We start from the raw sequence: 17,752 nt of genomic DNA on the forward strand, positions 1-17,752 counted from the left end.
GCGGCTCAATCCGCGGCCGGCACCCGTTGCGCCCAGGCCTGCATGGTCGCTTCACCGCCTGCCGCGCAGATCTCCATCAGGCCGGCCAGCGGCACCGCCTGGCAGAACAGGTAGCCCTGCACGGCATCGCAGCCGTGTTCGCGCAGGAAGGCGAACTGCGCGGGCGACTCCACGCCTTCGGCCACCACCTGCAGGTGGAGCTGGTGGCCAAGGGTGATGATGGCGGCCGCCACGGCCTGGTGATGTTCATCGTGCGCGACGTCGTCGACGAAGGCTTTGTCGATCTTCAGCTTGTCGATCGGCAGCCGCGTCAGGTAGCTCAAGCCCGAATAGCCCGTGCCGAAATCGTCGATCGACAATCCCACGCCGAGCGCGCGCACGCGCTCGAAGGTGTCGATGGTCTTGCTCCCGCCCTCGATCAGGATGCCCTCCGTCACCTCGATGGTGAGGCTCGAAGCCGGCAGCCCGGCGGCCGCCAGGCATTGCGTGACCATAGCGGGAAACCCTTCCTGGCGCAGTTGCAGCGGCGAGATATTCACCGCCACATCCAGCTCCACGCCAAGCTCGCTGCGCAGGTGCTGGATCTCGCGGCAGGCCGTGGCCAGGATCCACTCGCCCAGCGGCATGATCAGGCCGCTTTGCTCGGCAATCGGGATGAACTCGGTTGGCGGGATCACGCCGCGCTCGGGCGTTTCCCATTGAATGAGCGCTTCCACGCCGGCAATGCGCAAGGTGGCCGTGTCGACGATGGGCTGGTAGCGCAGCTTGAACGCCTGCGTGGCCAGCGCGCGCCGCAGCAGCCCCTCGATGGTGAAACGCGCCATGGATGCCTCGGCCATCTCGCTGGAGAAGCGGCTGAGCTGCGCACCGCCGCGGCGCTTGGCCGCGTACATGGCGGCATCGGCGTTCCTGAGCAGGTCGGCCAGGTTGTCGCCGTCGTCGGGGCACAGCACCATGCCGATCGAGGGCGTCACGCGCAGGCGCTGGTTGCCTAGCTGCAGGTCTTCCGACAGGCGGGCCAGGATCTTGGCGGCGACCAGCTCGGCCTCGCTGTCCTGGCTCAACGGGTCGAGCACCACCACGAACTCGTCGCCGCCCATGCGGGCAACCAGGTCGGCGTGGCGCACCGCGGCCTTGAGGCGATCGGCCACGATACGCAGCACCTCATCGCCGATGTGGTGGCCGAGCGATTCGTTGATGCGCTTGAACTGGTCGAGATCGAGCAACAGCAGCGCGATGCGCTCGCCCTTGCGCAGCGCGCGCTGCAGCACCAGTTCCGTGCGCGCATGCAGTTGGGCGCGGTTGGGCAGGCCCGTAAGCGCGTCGTGATGCGCCAGGTGCCGGATGTATTCGTCCGCACGCTTGCGCTCCGTCAGGTCATGCGCGATGGCGAGATAGCCGCCGGCATCCAGGCCACCGTTGCCGGCCTCGCCAGCAAAGGCCGGGGCCGGCGGGTTCCCCGTGCCGCCGGGCAGGTGCGCCTCGGGCAGCGCGGTCAGCGTCAGTTGCACCGGCAGGCGCGAGCCGCCCTTGCGGACATAGGTCCACTCCTGTTCGTCGGTCAGCCCGTGCCGGGCCTTGCCGACCACGGCGGCCAGGCCCGGCGCCACCGGCTCGCCCAGCTCGTTGGTGAGCACGGCAGCGCGCGCCGCAACCTCCTTGGGATCGAGGAAGTCCAGATAGCGCATGCCTGCGGCCACCTCGCTGGCCTGGTACCACAGCATGCGCTGGCCGGCGCGGTTGATGCCGGTCACCGTGCCGTTGCGGTCGAAAGTGATGACGCACAGCGCGGTGTGATCGAGCACGCGCGCGCTGCGCTCTGCCGCATCGGCGGCCGCCAGTTCGGCGCGGCGGATGGCGCTCAGGTCGGTCACTACCCACAGCACCCGGCCGGGCCCGGCAGCAGGCACCGGCGCCACCGCCACGCGCACGGGGATGATGGTGCCGTCGGACCTGCGGGCGTGGCTCTCCAGCCGCCCCTCCAGCGCCGTCGCGGCCAGCGTGGCGGCATCGGGCAGCAAGGTAGCGATGATGGTGCCGGGGAACTGGTCCGGCGCCTTGCCGAACAGCCCTGTGGCCGCCGCGCTGGCGATCTGGACACGGCCGCCGGCATCGCATACCAGGAAGGCATCGCTGGCGCTGGCCAGGCCCGCGCGCTGCAGGGCGCCATCCGCCTGCCGGCTCTGGCGCGCCCGCGCCGCGAGCTGCCACGCCCTGCGCCGCTGGCGTGCCAGGCCAAACACAATCCAGGCTAGCAGCAGCGTGCCTGCCGTGCCGAGCGCCAGTACCAGCATGGAGCGTCGCGGGCGATGCGCCGATTCGAAGGCCGGCGTGGTGGTGGCGCGCAAGGTCCAGACCCTGCCGCCATAGGTCAGCTCGCGTTCGGCCTGCAGCAATGGCGCGAGGACCGGCGCGCCAGCCGGCAAGGGCTCGGCGTCACCGGCCAGGAGCGCGCCGGGCTTGATGTCGCGTCCTTCATAAAGCAGCAGCGACAAGGTGCCGGCCGCGGGCAGGCTGACCCCGCGCAGCAGGTCTTCCAGGCGCAGCGAGGTATAGACATAGCCGGTCACGGCCAGCTGCCGCTGGGTAGGGGTGTTCAGCGGCAGGCCACTGCCGTACACCGGCAGGTACAGCACCGCGCCACGCTGCGGCGCCTGCGTTTCGCTCTCCCGCGTGAGTTCCACGCCGCCGCTCAGGCGCGCCTCGCCGCTATCGCGGGCAGCCTCGGCGGCAGCGCGGCGCACGGGATCGGACATGATGTCAAAGCCAAGCGCCCGCGTGATGCGCCCGGCGAAGGGCTCGACATACACAACCGGCGCGTACACGTCGCGCGGGCCCAGCGGGTAGACCTCGAATCCGGGCTGGCCCTCGCGGCGCATCGTCTCCACCAGCCAGTCGAGCTCCCGTGGCGGGGTCAGGCGCGCATAACCGATCGAATGCGTGCCGGGCGGCAGGTCATCCAGCTGGGTGGTGTACAGGTAGTTGCGCCACTGCTCGCGGGTGAGGGCGGGATCGGCGGCGAACAGCCCGGTGGTGCCGCGCAGCAGCTGCTCGTTGTCCAGCAGGCGCCGTTGCAAGGCGGAGAAGACCGGCGAGAACACCGCCTCGAAATCGCCCCGCGCCACCTCGCGCTCGAGCGTATGCATGCCACGCCAGGCGCCGCCAGTCGCCAGGGCGCCGGCCGCGGCGACCAGCAGGGACAGCAGGACTGGCGAAATTGAGGGCAGTTTCATGACTTGGGAGTGCGGATGGGAGCCCTCGGTGGCCTCGCCCAGCCGCCGCAGGGCGACGGTCCACTATACCGTGGCGGCAATGGCTCGCCCACCCCCGGCGCGCCACTGTAACGTGCGGCGCCACACGCTGGCGGGCGCGGCCCGCGTGCGCCCATGCCAGACTCGCGCGGGGCTGGCGCTTGTGGTAGGGTTGGCGGGCCTGCAAGCCTGCCGAAGCCCGACTCCCGGCAACCATGCGGGCCGGCCGTCCAGAAGGCGCGCGCCGTCCCCCGACTCCGCCGGCTCGCATGCCCCAAGTTTCGCTTTCCCTGAAGGCGCGTCTCGCGCTGATTACCACAGCGCTTGCCGCCGTGCTTGGTACCGGCATCGTGCTGGCATCGCTTTATTACGCACACGACGACCTGCGCGCCGCGCTGCAAGACCAGCAGGACTCCATCGTCAAGCTAGCCTCGGACCAGCTCGACACTGCCATGGAAGACCGCATCACCCTGCTGTCCCATGTAGCGCCGCAACTGGCCGGCGAGCTCTCCCGCCCGGGCGCCGAGCTGCGCCTGCTGCTGGAGCGGCGGATTCCCGTGCCCGGCACCTTCAATGCGTTCATGCTGGCCGATGCCCAGGGCCGCGTGCTGGCCCGGGATGGCGTGCAGGTCAGCATTGCCGACCGCGACTACTTCCGCGAAGCCGCGCGCACCCTTGAGCCTGTGATCACCCCGCCTATCCGCGCCCGTATCAATGGCGCGACCGGCGTGCTGGTGGCGGTGCCCATCGTCTCGAAGCAGGGCGAATTCCTTGGCCTGCTGGGGGGCTGGCTCGACCTGTCGAGCGCCAACTTCCTGGTGGAGATCACCCACAACCGGCTCGGCACCACCGGCTTCTATTGCCTGGTATCGGGAGGGCGGATGCCGGTCTATGTGCGGCACCCCGATCCGGCCAAGGCCACGCAGCCGGCCCGCGCGCTGGGAGACACCTGCGGCATCGACGACCGCAGCGGGCGCGTCGAGTTTCTCTCGCCCGCCAGGCCGCTGATCTCGCGCTACCTGATGGAGAGCACCGGATGGGAGCTGGTGGCGGTGCTGCCAGCGCAGGAGGCGTTCGCGCCGCTGCACGCCATGCAGGTGCGCTTCCTCGCGCTGGCGCTGCTGTCGCTGGCGGTGGTGGCCCTGCTGATCTGGCTGACGGTGCGGCATCTGCTGACGCCGCTCACCCGCCTGCACCAGGTGGTAAGCGATAGCGCGCACGACCTCGCGGCCTACGAGAAACTGCCAGCGCAGCAGCGTGACGAGATCGGCGATCTGGCGCGCGCCTTCGGGCAGTTGATGCATGACGTGCGCGAGCGGCGCGAGCAGCTCGACCTGAGCGAGCGCCAGTTGCGCGCGGTCACCGATACGCTGCCTGCGCTGCTGGCGTTTATCGGGCCCGACGAGCGCTATGTCTTCAACAATCTCGCCTACGAGCGGACTTTCGGCATCACGGTGCAGGCGCTGCGCGGCATGACCGTGCGCGAGGTGATCGGCGACACCCGCTATGCCCGCGCCCGGCCGTTCCTGCAAAAAGCGCTGGCGGGCAACGCGGTGACGTTCGAGACGGAAGAAAGCGATCCGGATTACCGCTGCATGGAGACCAGCCTGCGCCCCGAATGGAGCGCGGATGGCAGCCATGTGGTGGGCGTGCATGTGCATGTGCAGGACGTGACCCAGCGCAAGCTGGAGACCCTGCGGCTATCGCGCATCTCCCGGCTCGACCACCTGACCCAGTTGCTCAACCGCAACGCCTTCGAGGCGCTGCTGCAGGCCGCCATGGCGCGCAGCCGCGAAGACGGCCGGCTCATGGCGCTGCTCTACCTGGACATGGATCGCTTCAAGGCGGTCAACGACTTCCACGGCCACATCACCGGCGACCTGCTGCTGCAGGCCTTCGGGCGGCGCCTGCAGCGCTGCGTGCGCGAGCGCGACACGGTGGCGCGCCTGGGCGGCGACGAGTTCGCGGTAGTGCTGGAGGATATCGGCGGCGCGGCCAATGCCCAGCGCATTGCGCAGGCCATCGTGCACTCGGTGAGCCGGCGCTTTTTCATCGACGGGGTGTTTGCCGATGTGGATGTGAGCATCGGCGTGGCGCTCTACAAGGGCGCACCCATGCCGGACCAGGAGCTGATGCGCCAGGCCGATGCCCTGCTCTACCGCGCCAAGGCGGCAGGCCGGGGCCGCTTCGAGATGGGACCGCCGGAACTACTGGACAGCTGACTTAGCTCGCCTGGCTGACTTACTTGCCTTCTTCGAACGGCACATGCTTACCGTCGCGCGACTGATAGCCCAGCTTGGTGTCCGCGCCCATCATCCGCTCCCATGCCACCATGGCATCCGCCACGGCTTGAGGCTCGCCCTTGAACACCAGCACGTCATTGCCGCAATTCGGGCACTGCCCGCCAAACACGGCATCGATGCCGCGCAGGTTGGGGGCGTCGATGGCATCGAAGGTACTGAACGCCGTCTTGCACGCGCCGCACACCAGTTGCGCGGGCCGCATGCCTTCGAGCCGCGCGCGGGCCTGGCCGGCACGCTCTGCCTGGCTGCCCCGTTGTTTTGCTTCACCCATGATGGACTTCCTTTGCGCAGCCGCCTGGCTGCGCTTCACTTGATTGATTCATCCGTTGCGCGCCCCTCAGAACGGCGCGGGGCCCACGGCCGACTGCGGCGCCACCGGCGGGAACGCGATCAGCCCGGTCTGGCGCTGCAACGCGTAGCGCACATAGACGCCGGCATACCACTGGCGATAGTCGCGCGCGTTGTCGATGCCAAGCATGCCGCCGACAAACAGCTGCTGGGCCGCCTGGTACTCCATCGAGCCAACCAGATTGTAGGCCAGGCCGGTCTTGGACTGGCCAGGATAGACGGTATTGCCGGCCGCCGACTGGGCCGCTCGATCGGTCGGGAAATAGTCCGACGCATCCTCGCGGAACGCCTGCATGCCTAACGCGCCGCGCACATTGTAGGCCAGCCGGCCGCTGCGCCCTGCCAGCGAGAGCGGCACGGTCACGGCGAAGTAGGTCTGCGGGCTGAAGTAACCGCCTTGGCCGAAGGTGAAGTAGCGCAGGTTATCCGCGTACCCCATCGAGGTGAAGTTCACCCCGCTCATCAGGCGCTGCTCGGTGCTGTCGATCAGGCGCAGGTAGAACCCGCCACCGCCTTCCCAACGCGTGTTGCGCTTCACATCGTGGCCGGTCAGCAAGCCATAGCCGCCGTAGCCGTAGATGCCGAAGAAGCCATCGTCCCAACCCAGGTCGACGCGCCCGCTGCTATTCATCACGCCCCCCCACTGCAGGCCGGTGCGGTCATCGCGCGCGCCCGCGTACGACAGCAAGCTGTCGGTGACAGGGCGGCGCGATGCGCCAAGCGACAGCGTGGTACGTTGCGTCAGCGGCAGGTTGAAGCGCACGCCGGTATTGACGTCGGTGTAGCGGAAGCCCAGCGGCGTGCTGCCAATGTCAGCCTTGATGCGGTCCGATTCATAGGCCACGCCCAGCGCCACACCAAAGGCATTCTGCTGGCCGGCGGAAGTGGACCGCAGCGGCGTGCCGGCCGAGTTGACGGGCGCGCCGCCCACCGGGACCGCCAGCGGGCCGCCGCCAAAGCGCGAGGCGCTGTTGAAGTCGCTGCCGACGGAGCCCGCGTCCAGCGCGACCGGTGTCACGCGCGCCACCAGCTTGCCGTTGCCGACGGCTATCTTGGCTTCGGCCACCACCTGCATCTCGGTGAGCTGGCTCATGCCGGAGTCGCCATTGCGCCCGCGTAGCACAGGGCCACCGGCGAGCGTGCTGGTGCGCTGCGATTCGATCTCGTTGAGTTCCTGCTGCGCAGTCTTGGGGCCGGTCGGGTTGGCCTGCGAATCGGCTTCGGCCAGCCAGGGCGCGCGCGACTGCGCGCCAATCGGCTGGCGCGCGGTCGCGGCGGGCACGGGTGCCGCCGCGTAGCCGCCGGCCGCCGGCGCGGTGTACTGCGCAGCGGGATACTGAGGTGCCATGGCCTGCTGCGGCACGGGATAGGGCACACCCGGTTGCTGGGCGACCTGCGCGTTGGCTGGATAGGCGGGGTAGGCCTGGCCAGCCTGACCAGTCTGATAAGCCTGATTGGCTGGATAAGCCTGCGCCAACGCCTTGGCCGCGCGCGTATTCTTGCCGCGCGCGCTGGCGGGCGCCTGCATCGGCATCGGCGCTTGCACCTGCTGCGCATAGTAGGCCTGCGGCTGCTGGATCTCCGGTGCCATGCCCTGCCCGGCGGCGGACACCGGCGCCGGGATGTAGGGTTGCGAGGCCTGTGCGCCGGCGTTCATCATCACCGGCGCGGGCGCCATTGCCGGCTGGGGCGCGGCCACGGCACGCGTGGGACCGGGCACGATCAGGTACGGCGCCTGCGACCCGGGCGGCGGCAACTGCGAACTGCCGCGCTGGCCGGGCAGGCCGACAAACGGGTTGGACGGCACGCGGTCGAAGCCCGCGCCATCCGGGCGCGCGCCGGCCGAGGCTATGCCCGCGGCATTCTCTGCCGCCACTGCTGCGCGGAAGTACTCGGCGGCGCGCGAGGTCTTGCCTTGGGCGCGGTAGAGCCGCCCGGCGGCGGTCAGCACCTTGGGCGATCTGGGCGCCTGCCCCAGCGCCATCTGCAGCGTGCCTTCGGCCCAGCTGTACTCCTTGGCGGCGGTGGCGGTGCCGATCGCCGCCAGCATCAGGTCAAGGTTGCGCGGATCCTTCTCCAGCACGCTCTCGTACAGCGTCAGAGCCTTCTTGTTCTCGCCCGCCTGCGCGTACATGCGCGCCAGGCTGGCGCGCACGGCGCTGTTGCCGGGGCGCTCGGAGAGCGCCGGCGCCAGCATGTCGTAGGCAGCCACGAGGTCGCCGCTCTCGGTCAGCGCATCGGCCTGGCGCACGATGTAGGCGACCCGCAGATCGTCATAGTCACGGCGCTGCGAACTACTCAGGATGGCGTTGGCGAGCTGGCGCAGCACACCGGCCAGTTCCACGTCCTGCTTGGTCTTGAGCAGAATGGCGGCGTACTGCAGTTGCATGCCGACGTCCGGGCGCACCGTGCGGCCCATGACGTTGCGCATCAGCGAGAGCGCACGCGCCTCGTCGCCCGCATCGGCGTAAGCCAGCGCCAGCGCGCCGAGCTGGTCGGGGTCCTGCTGGGCGTAACGTTCCGCTTGCTGCAGCACGCCCAGCGCCGCGGCCTGCTGGCCGGCGGCGGCGAGCCCGCTGGCTCGCTCGGCTTCGGCGTGCACCCACAGGCGGCGTTGCAGGGTGCCCATGTCGCGGGTGCGGTTCTGCGGGGGAATGCGCTCCAGCGCTTCAAGCCCGCTTTGCCAGTCGCCGGTTTCGGCGGACAGCAACGCGCTGGCATACAGCGCGTCCGGCATATTGGGGTTGGACAGCAGCAGGCCGTCCATGACGCTGCGCGCCTGCTCCTTCAAGCCCATCGACGCATAGGCGCGCGCTACATCCAGGCGCACCCAAGGGTTGGTCGGGTCAGCCGCCATCGCGTCTTCCAGCGCGCGGCGCGCGCCGGCGGCATCACCGCGCTGCAAGGCGGCGCGGGCCTGGCCACGCGCCTCCTCGGCGCGCAGCTTGCCCAGCGAGCCGACCTTGTCCTGCTGGGCGGGCGTCAGGTTCTGCACGATGGCGAGCGCTTCCGCGCTCTTGTTCTGCGCCGCCAGCACGCCAACCAGGCCGCGCGTAGCGTCGGGGTTGTCGGGCTGCTGCTTGAGCACGCGACGATACGCGGCTTCGGCCGGGGCGTACTGGCCTTCCTCGGCCATCACGTCGGCCAGCGCCACCTGGGCGGAAGGCTCGCGCGGGTCGAGCTTGACCGCTCGCTCCAGCAGGCTGCGCGCCTCGGCGCGGTTGCCCGCGCCGCGCGCGGTGCTGGCCTGCTCGGACAGCAGCCAGTACGTGGCGCTGTTCTGCGCGCTGCGGTAGCGGCCGCCGGCACCACGCTTGGCGGCCTGGTCGAGGAAATCCAGGGCCTCGGCAAACTTCTCCTGCTTGAGGCGCAGCACGCCCATGCCGCCGAGCGCGTCTGCGTCGCCGGGGCGCTCCTGCAGCGCGGCCTGGAACCGGTCGCCGGCGCGTTCGAGGTCGCCGGCATCCATGGCATCGAAGCCTTGTTGCACGATCTGGCGCACGGGGTTGCCAGCGGCGCCTGCCGCTTGCGTGGCTTGCTGCTGCTGTTGCTGCTGGGCCTTGACCGCATCAAGCTTGGCGCGGATGGTGGCGTCGTCGGGATGGCTTGCCAGCCAGGCCTGGTACAGCGGCGCATCCGCCGGGCGGCCGCCCAGCCAGGTCAGCGCCCGCCGCCAGCTCTCGCTGGCCTGAGCAGCTACGTCACTGCTTTTAGACAGCGCCTCCAGCTGGCGAATGCCGTCGCGGCGCGTGGACTCGCGATAGGTCAGGTGCTGCGCCAGCGCGAGCTGCGCGCGGTTGTCCGACGGATTGGCACGGGCCAGTTGCTCCAGGCCCTTGCGGGCTTCATCCCAGCCCTGCGCCGTGCCGCCCAGCGTCTGGTAGTACTCCAGCGCCAGGTTGCCTTGCGGCACCGCGCCGCCCGCGGCTTGCTGATAGCGCTTGACCGCTTCCTCGCTCTGGCCGCTGCGCGCCAGCTGGCGCGCCTGCTCGACCTGCCGGGTCGCGCCGCCGCTGCTGATCACCTGCGTGAGGCGCGCCACCAGCGGGGAGTTGGGCTGGGCCTTCTTCAGGCGCTCCAGGTAGGTGCGCGCGCCATCGGGGCGGCCCGCCTCGGCTTCGGCCACGCCCATGCCATACAGGGCTTCCGGCTGGGCCGGATTCAGGCGCAGGATCTTCTGCCACGCTTCGGCAGCGCGGTCGCTGCGGCCGCGTTCCTGCCAGTACTTGCCCTGGTCCACCAACAGCTTGACCGGGTCTTCCTGCGCCGTGGCGGCCGCGGCGAACGCCGTCAGCAGGCTCAGCACCAGCGTCTTGGCACGCAGGCCCTTGCCGCGCGCGGTGTCCGCAACAATGTGCTGCCCGCTCGCCGAGCGGGGGGTGTTCGCGCGTCCGTTCATGGCCGGGCGCTTGCGGTTCGACATGTCTTCTCCCACTCCAGCTCCAGTTGCCCCGAAGGCGCGAACCGGTAGCGGCCTTCGGCAAAGCCGAGGCCGAATAATCCCAATACGGTGTCGTAGTACGTGGCGGCGGATTTGCCCGTGGCTGAGTCGATCATCGTCTCCGCCCGGGTGCGCTGCACCGCGGCCGCCGGCGATCCAGCCGCCTGCAGGAACGGCACCAGTGCGGCGGAGAAGCCCGCCGGGCCGTCGCCGTCCACTGCGCCGCTGTCGGCGTGCATGCGCTCGGGCGGCGCGGCGCGTCCCGCCATGCGCTGCGCCTGCGGCGCCAGTGCCTTCATCAGCATGCGGCCAGCGGCGTCACCGCGCGGTGTCACGCCGGCCCACAGGTAGACGCGGATGGCGTCATAGCTGCTGACGTCGCCCTTGTCCGGGTCGGTGAGAAAACCGGTGCCGGCCGCGTCGCTGCGGTAGGCCGACCAGTCGGGCACGATGCCCTGTTTGGCCACTGCGTCGACCAGCTTGCCGGCCTGCGTGGCGAGCGTGCCCCACGGGCCGGACGGCTCGACAGCGGCCAGGCGGCGCAGCAACGGCACCGGCAGGTAGCTGGCGTTGAGGCGCCACTGGCGCGGGCCATCGGCATTGCCTTGGACAAAGCCCTGCGGCGCCGGCAACAGCATGGTGCCAAAGCCGGGCAGCGACACCACCTCTTGCTTGGCCACCAGCTTGAGCAGCGCGCGCGCCTGCTCGCCATAACGCGGCTGCTTCCACAACCGTGCAGCTTCAAGCAGCGCGAAGGCGAACCACAGGTCGGCATCCGATGCCGGGTTGGCATCGATCACGCCCCACGAGCCGTCGGCCCGGTGGCCCCACTGCCAGGCGGGCAGCTTGTCCTGCAGGTTGCCCGCGCCGAGGTTGGCAACGCTCCATTGCCACAGGCGGTCGAAGGTAGCGCGGTCGTTGGCCATCAGGGCGAACACCATGCCGTAGGACTGGCCCTCGGAGGTGCTTTGCTGCTCCTTGGTGGACGGGTCGAGCACGCGGCCGTCGGCCTGCACGAAGCGGGACAGGAACTGCTGGTACAGCGGCCACGCACAGGCAGCCTGCGGCGATGCCTTCGGCGCTGCGGCATGCGCCAGCGCGGGCCAGCCACCCAGCACCCCGAGCGCGCCCAGGCCGGGCAAGCCCGCGATCCATCGGCGGCGTGTGCGGTTCACGCTCACTTGTGTTCCCCCAGCTTGCGGCGCGCGGCGCGCGCCCGCAGCGACAGATACATCAACACCGCCAGCAGCAGCGCAGCGCCGCCGATCATCAGCACCATGACAAGGGGGCGCTGCGATAGCCACCACTGCACATAGGTCCAGGGCGGCAGCTTGCCCACGTGGTAGTTCTGCTGTGCCGCCAGGCTGTCGATCTCTTTGCCGCGCACCAGCGCCAGGCTGCCTTGCACCTTCGTGACCCGGTCGGGATCGAGCAGCACCTCGGTCACGGTCTGCAGGCCCTGCGGCGCGTTGCTGGTGACGGCCACCACACTGCGCCCGGACGCCAGTGGCGACTCGAAGGCGCTTAGCGCGGCATCGGTGCTGGCGCTGCTGATCGACATGCGCGTCTCGACCGGGTGGTTGCGCGTGCCATCCGCGCCGTTCCACCAGCCCGTCACGGCGGAGACCAGATCGGTCAGCGCAAAGCGCTTTTCATTGCCGGCCAGCGTGACCGGCATGCGCTCGGCCCATTGCGTGAAGAGCGGCTGGCTCTGCGTGGTACCGATCACCAGCAGGTCGCGCGCGGCCTGCTTGTCGACCTGCGCGGCGCCGCTCACGGCCACTCCGGTGGCGGGATAGCCGGTGGACTCGCCCATGCGCCCCATCAGCGTGAGGTAAGTCGAGTAGTCCTCGGCAGCGGGCTTGTCCGGCAGGATGACCGCGGTCTCGGAGAGGTCGGCCATGCGCGTGAAGGGGAAGCCACTGTTGCCAAACACCGCCAGGTCAGGCAGCGCGATAAAGTGCGGCAGGCCGGTGATGTTGATGGTCGAGTCCGGGTCGATCGCGCCCTTGACGTTGTCCAGCATCACGTCCTTGCACGCGCCCTGCTTGAGGTAGTCGTAGTAGAAATGGAACTGCAGCTGCGACTGCGCGGGCAGCATGAACAGCGGCAGCGCGATGCGCTCGTCGACCGGCACCGAGCCATCCGGCAGCACCTTGGCCAGCAACTGGCTGGCACGGCCCTCCTGGTTCTTGACCGAGCGCAGCGCGTAGGCGCGCAGGAACTGGTTGCTCACGCTGATGTTGAGGGTGGACTTGTCCACCACCGGGCGCGGCGTATAGCGGTACTTCAGGTCGATCGGGATGCCCTTGCTGCGCCAGCCGAACAGGTCGGGCGGCAGCCGGAAATTCACCCGCACCAGGTCCGGGTTGTAGCCCGAGACATTGAGGTCGCGCACTTCGGCTAGCTCGCCGAAGCGCACCGGGCGGTCGCTGCGGATCCAGTTGGGCGCGTCGTAGGGCACGCGCGGCGCCACGTCGTCGAGCTTGTTGATGGTGGCGCTCTGCCCGGACAACGCGCGCGCGCCGAGCGTGAGCGCCTGCGCCGCGGTCTTGAGCTCGGCGCTGTCGCGGCCCATCACCAGCAGCAGCTTGCCGTTCGCATCGCCCGGATTCGGCACCACCGCGATCGACGGCCCGCCGATGGCGGGCACCTGCACGCCGGCGGGCTTTTCCTCGTTGGTGACGAACACCACCGCATTGCCGGTAGCCGGTACCTGGTTGAGCGTGGCGGCAAACGACGCACCGCGATAGCCGGCCAGCGCGCCGAACCATGACGAGACCGTGCCCGCGGCTTCCAGCGTAGCCGTCGACGGCGCACCAGCGAACACAAAGGGCAGCCTGAGGCGGCTAACGTCACGGCGATCGAAGAACGGCAGCGGCAGCAGCGCCAGGTCGTTGGCCAGCGCCACCGGCGTAAGCGTGAGCTCCAGCACGCTGCTGTTGCCAACGGTGGCCCATAGGCTGGAGTGGAAGGGATCTTCGCAATCGGTGGTGTAGTGGCCGATCAGCTGCAGGTTGAGGCGGTTGAACTCGGTGATCAGCCGCGGCTCGATCGGCACATCGCGCTCCAGGCTGGTGCCCGCGGTGTCCTTGGGCACCGGCACGGCGCCGGCAACCTCGCCGTTGACCATCACGTTGATATGCGACAGCGCCGGTATCAGCGCGGGCGAATACGTGTAACGCAATTTCAGGCGCGCGCCAGTCACGACCTCGTCGGCGCGGATCGAGAACGGCACGCCGTTGATGGCGTCCACGCCGCGCAACTGGAACGGCGCGGTGGCACCCAGCTGCTTGAGCGTGAGCTGCACGGTGCGCGCGCCGCTGCGGGGCGCTGCGGCGGCGGCCTGCGCCGCCACCCCGGCGGGCGACTGCGCGGCGACCGCGTCGCGCGTGGTGTCGGGCACGCCGGCGCGCTGGGCGCCGGCCGGGGTCACCGTCAGCATGGCGAGCGCGAGCAATGCGCTAAGGCGGGTCGCGGCGGGCAGGCGCGCGGTGCGGTGCGCGGTTGAGCGCGCAGGCGTGCGATCGGTCAGGCGTGGTGTCTTGGTCAAACGCATTCTCTGTCTTTTTGCCAGTGGTCCGGTGCGTGTTCAAGCCGCGACCCGAACCGTTGCGGGACGCGGCGCTGGGCCGACGAGGCCGATCAACGGGTGGAAGCGCCAGGTTCTGGACGGCGCAACAATTGGCGCATCTCGCGCCCAAGGTGGAACATCACGTTATGGAAGCCAAGCAGGCCAATGCGCAGGATCTGGCCGGCGGCCAGCCCCGGGGCATCCGGCCGCTTGCGGCCCCACGAATCGATCCACGCGTCGGCTCGCGCAAAGGTGCACTGCACGAAAGCCATCTCCTCGCGCGGGCTCATTTCCGCCAGCTCCAGGCCGGTGTGCGTGTCGCCCTGGAACACCACCTTGGCGGGGAACATGTGCTCGTCGTTCTGCAGGTAGAGCGAGATCTGCACCTGCTCGCCCACGGCGGCCTTCATGCCCGGCGGCAGCCGCATGCCGATGCCGCCCTCGGCGAAGTCGATGGTCTCGCACACCAGCGTGCGGCCATCGGGAAAGTGCAGCGTGGCGGGCAGCTTCATCGCCACGCGGTGCGCCACGCGGATCTGGCGCGTCTCGCTGGCGACCGCAATCGAGGCGCCGAGGATGATCAGGTTGTAGAACGTCCAGATCAGGTTGAGCACCACCGTGGTGGCCTCGAACTGGTTCCACAGGAACAGCCGCAGGAAGCCCACCACCACGCCCAGCAAGTTGAACAGCAGCAGCACCAGGTAAGGCCGCGAGATCACCCAGTCGAAGTAGGCTTCCTCGATCACGCCGCCCTTGGGCGTCACGTTGAACTTGCCGGCCGCGGGGTTGACGAACGCCACCAGCACAGGCCGCATGATGTACCACGCCAGCACGGATTCGTAGACTTCGTTCCAGAACGAATGGCGGAACTTGCCCTGGATGCGTGAGTTGGTCATGTTCGCGTGCAACAGGTGCGGCAGCGCGAAGGTGGCAATGGTCAGCGCCGGGGCCTGGATCACGTGGGCGCCGAACAGCAGGTACGCCAGCGGCGCCGTCAGGAACACCAGCCGCGGCAAGCCGTAGAAGAAGTGCAGCATGGCATTGAGGTAGCACAGCCGCTGCGGGATCGACAGGCCCGGCCCGAACAGCGGGTTGTCCACCCGGCAGATCTGCGCCATGCCCCGGGCCCAGCGAATGCGCTGCCCGACGTGGCCGGAGAGGCTTTCCGTGGCCAGCCCCGCGGCCTGGGGGATCGCCAGGTAGGCGGTGCCGTAGCCCTTGCGGTGCAGCTTGAGCGCGGTGTGCGCGTCCTCGGTCACGGTTTCCACCGCGATGCCGCCCACTTCCAGCAGCGGCGCGCGGCGGATCACGGCGCACGAGCCGCAGAAGAAGGTAGCGTCCCACAGGTCGTTGCCGTCTTGCACCAGGCCGTAGAACAACTCGCCCTCGTTGGGGACTTCCTGGAAGGTGCGCAGGTTCTTCTCGAACGGATCGGGTGAGAAGAAATAGTGCGGCGTCTGCAGCATGGCCAGCTTGGGGTCCTTGAGGAACCAGCCCATGCTGATCTGCAGGAAGGAGCGCGTGGGAATGTGGTCGCAATCGAAGATCGCCACGTACTCGCCGTGCGTGCCCTTGAGCGCTTCGTTGATGTTGCCTGCCTTGGCGTGGCGATTGTGGTTACGCGTCACGTGGGTGACGCCGACCTTCTCGCAGAACTCGCGGAATTCCTCGCGCCGGCCGTCGTCCAGCACGTAGACGTTGATCTTGTCGCGCGGCCAGTCCAGCGCCATCGCCGCGAATACCGTCGGCTTGACCACCGACAGCGGCTCGTTGTAGGTCGGGATGAAGATATCCACGGTCGGCCAGCTCGCGGTGTCCGCGGGCATGGCCACCGGACGGCGCTTGAGCGGCCACGCGGTCTGGAAGTAGCCCAGCATCAGCACCACGAACGCGTAGATCTCTGCCAGCACCAGGCCAATGCCAAAAGCGGAGTCGAACCAGCCGCCCAGCCCCACCGTTTCCGTCAGGCGCCAGTACATGTAACGGCTGGAGGCCGCGATCGACAGGATCACCATCATCAGCGTGGCGAGGTGGCCCTTGACCCGGTTCAGCCAGACCGCCAGCCCGAAGCACACCGCGGCAAACCCGACCTGCTGCCAGAAATCCAGCGGCACCGTGATGACCAGCGCAAACATGAACAGCCCGGCCAGCAACGCCAGCCCCCGCGCCACAGCGCTATCCCAAAAGGGAAGCTCGACGAAGGTGTTGCCGAAACGCTGCAACGCGGCCGACAGCGCATTGGGCTTGTCGTTGCCCTTGCTTTTGACCTTGTCCTTGTTCTTGCCCTTGGCCCGCGCGCCCTTGGGCGCCGCGGCGGCTTTTGCCTTGGCTGGCTTCACGCGGCTTCTCCGTGAGCGGCCAGCGCCTGGCGCACCCATGCAGCGCAGCGCTGCAGGTCGTGCGTGGCCTGGCTGTGAGGGTTGTACTCGAGCACGCTGCGGTCGTAGGCCAGCGCCTCTGCCACCGCCTGGTCCTGGTGGATCACGCCCAGCACGCGCTCGCCCAGCTGGGCGCGCAGCACCTGCACCACGTCCTTGCCGAGCTGACGGCTCACGTCGACCTGGTTGATCACCAGCATATGGCCCAGGTAATCGGGCCGGCCCTCGCAATAGGTGCGGATCAGGTCTTCCATCAGGGGCATGGTGGCGTAGGACGCGGCGTCCGGCAGCGACACCATCAGGCACAGCAGCGCGCATGACAGTGCCTGGCGCATGTATGGCGACGGGCCCGGCGGCGTATCAATCACAACGACATCGTCGCGGCCCAGGCCAAGTCCGGCAAGCTGGGCGCGCAGCCATCCCGGATGGGTAGAGAGGTGCGCTTCAAACGCAGAGCGGTCCGTCTCGTTGAGCGAGCCGAACGGCATGACCAGCACACGGGAGCGGCCCTTGTACATGCTCTGCTGCCATGCTTCTCCGGCCAGCGTGGCGCGCGCATGCCCGGCAACTTCCTGCGGCGGCATGCCGAAATGCAGGCGCAGCGCATTCTGCGGATCCAGGTCCACGGCGAGTACGTTCTCGCCGGCAACCGCCAGCGCTTCAGCCAGGTTGGCCGACAGCGTGGTCTTGCCCACGCCGCCTTTGGCCGAGACAACAGCAATGATCTTCACGAGCGATTCAGCCGATCTAGAAAGGAGCGGCGCGCGGGTGCGCGCTCGCTGGTGGTGGCCGGCTCCTGGCGGCCTTCGAGGCGGGCGAACACCTTGGATAATTCGGTGTCGGCGGCGCGGGCTGGCTCAGCCGCCGACACCGCGGGCGCTGCCGGGGACCAAATGCGGGCCGGCTCGGGCTCGGGGGCAGCGACCGGGTTCGCTACGGCTGCGGGTTGGGGCGACGCTGCGGCAACTTCCGGCGTTGATCGCGGCATCGAGGCCGACGCCACCGGCGCCATGCCTTCCGGCGTGCGGAAACGCGGCATCATCGCCGAGGCGGCCGCGCCCGTTGCCGCCGGTGCGGCCGGGGGAGCAACCTGAGCGGCAGGAGCCTCGGCGGCGCGAGCCGGCTCCGCGGCAGGTGGAAGCTCGCCTGCCGGCAGGGCCGCGCGCCACAATGGCGCAGGCGGCGCGGCCGGCGCCGCTGCCGCGCCGGCAACGTCATGCGCAGGCGGCGCGGCGGGCTGCACAGGTGGCACCACGGCAGCGCGGTCGACCCGCACGGACGTCAGCAGCGGCCAGCGCTCGCGCGCCTGCGTCGCCGCGTCTTCGCGCACGATCTCTTTATATGACTCCGCCTTGCCGCCGAAACGCTGGAACAGCTTGGACAAATCGTCGGATTGACTCATGGGATCTCACTCACGCAAGGCAGTACGCCGGCGCGAAAACTGCCGCAAACGGCGG

9 protein-coding genes are annotated in these 17,752 nt (G+C 69.3%); 1 reads left to right on the forward strand and 8 read right to left on the reverse strand.

Features of this window, described 5'->3' with window-relative positions; all coding sequences use genetic code 11:
- Nucleotides 1–5 precede the first annotated feature (5 nt).
- Entirely contained in the window at nt 6–3,233 is a 3,228-nt protein-coding gene (locus tag AC1RQK_RS21745; protein WP_492811081.1) for a bifunctional diguanylate cyclase/phosphodiesterase, read from the reverse strand.
- 287 nt (nt 3,234–3,520) lie between these two features.
- Between AC1RQK_RS21745 and AC1RQK_RS21750 the strand changes: the two genes are divergently transcribed.
- Nucleotides 3,521–5,473: a sensor domain-containing diguanylate cyclase gene (locus AC1RQK_RS21750; RefSeq protein WP_492811083.1), complete on the forward strand. Its 1,953-nt coding sequence runs from the start codon at nt 3,521–3,523 to the stop codon at nt 5,471–5,473.
- 19 nt (nt 5,474–5,492) lie between these two features.
- Here the strand turns inward: AC1RQK_RS21750 and AC1RQK_RS21755 are convergent, their stop codons facing one another.
- From AC1RQK_RS21755 to bcsP, 7 genes are all read right to left on the reverse strand, one after another.
- Nucleotides 5,493–5,825: a hypothetical protein gene (locus AC1RQK_RS21755; RefSeq protein ID WP_441632494.1), complete on the reverse strand. Its 333-nt coding sequence runs from the start codon at nt 5,823–5,825 to the stop codon at nt 5,493–5,495.
- 66 nt (nt 5,826–5,891) lie between these two features.
- Entirely contained in the window at nt 5,892–10,325 is a 4,434-nt protein-coding gene (locus tag AC1RQK_RS21760; protein ID WP_492811085.1) for a cellulose synthase subunit BcsC-related outer membrane protein, read from the reverse strand.
- On the reverse strand, nt 10,298–11,524 hold the full coding sequence (bcsZ, locus tag AC1RQK_RS21765; protein WP_492371943.1) for a cellulose synthase complex periplasmic endoglucanase BcsZ: 1,227 nt from the start codon (nt 11,522–11,524) through the stop codon (nt 10,298–10,300). Before bcsZ ends, AC1RQK_RS21760 begins: the two co-directional genes overlap by 28 nt.
- Complete coding sequence (bcsB, locus tag AC1RQK_RS21770) at nt 11,521–13,788, reverse strand: cellulose biosynthesis cyclic di-GMP-binding regulatory protein BcsB (protein WP_492371958.1); 2,268 nt, start codon at nt 13,786–13,788, stop codon at nt 11,521–11,523. Before bcsB ends, bcsZ begins: the two co-directional genes overlap by 4 nt.
- Before the next feature lie 200 nt (nt 13,789–13,988).
- The gene (gene bcsA / locus AC1RQK_RS21775) at nt 13,989–16,256 is read right to left on the reverse strand and encodes a UDP-forming cellulose synthase catalytic subunit (RefSeq protein WP_492371942.1); all 2,268 of its coding nucleotides are present in this window, start codon (nt 16,254–16,256) and stop codon (nt 13,989–13,991) included.
- On the reverse strand, nt 16,253–17,026 hold the full coding sequence (gene bcsQ / locus AC1RQK_RS21780; RefSeq protein ID WP_492371941.1) for a cellulose biosynthesis protein BcsQ: 774 nt from the start codon (nt 17,024–17,026) through the stop codon (nt 16,253–16,255). Before bcsQ ends, bcsA begins: the two co-directional genes overlap by 4 nt.
- Entirely contained in the window at nt 17,023–17,697 is a 675-nt protein-coding gene (gene bcsP / locus AC1RQK_RS21785; RefSeq protein ID WP_492811089.1) for a cellulose biosynthesis protein BcsP, read from the reverse strand. The genes bcsQ and bcsP overlap by 4 nt, the downstream gene beginning before the upstream one ends.
- Between the last annotated feature and the right edge of the window lie 55 nt (nt 17,698–17,752).

This window comes from Cupriavidus sp. GW822-FHT02D05, assembly GCF_058802485.1.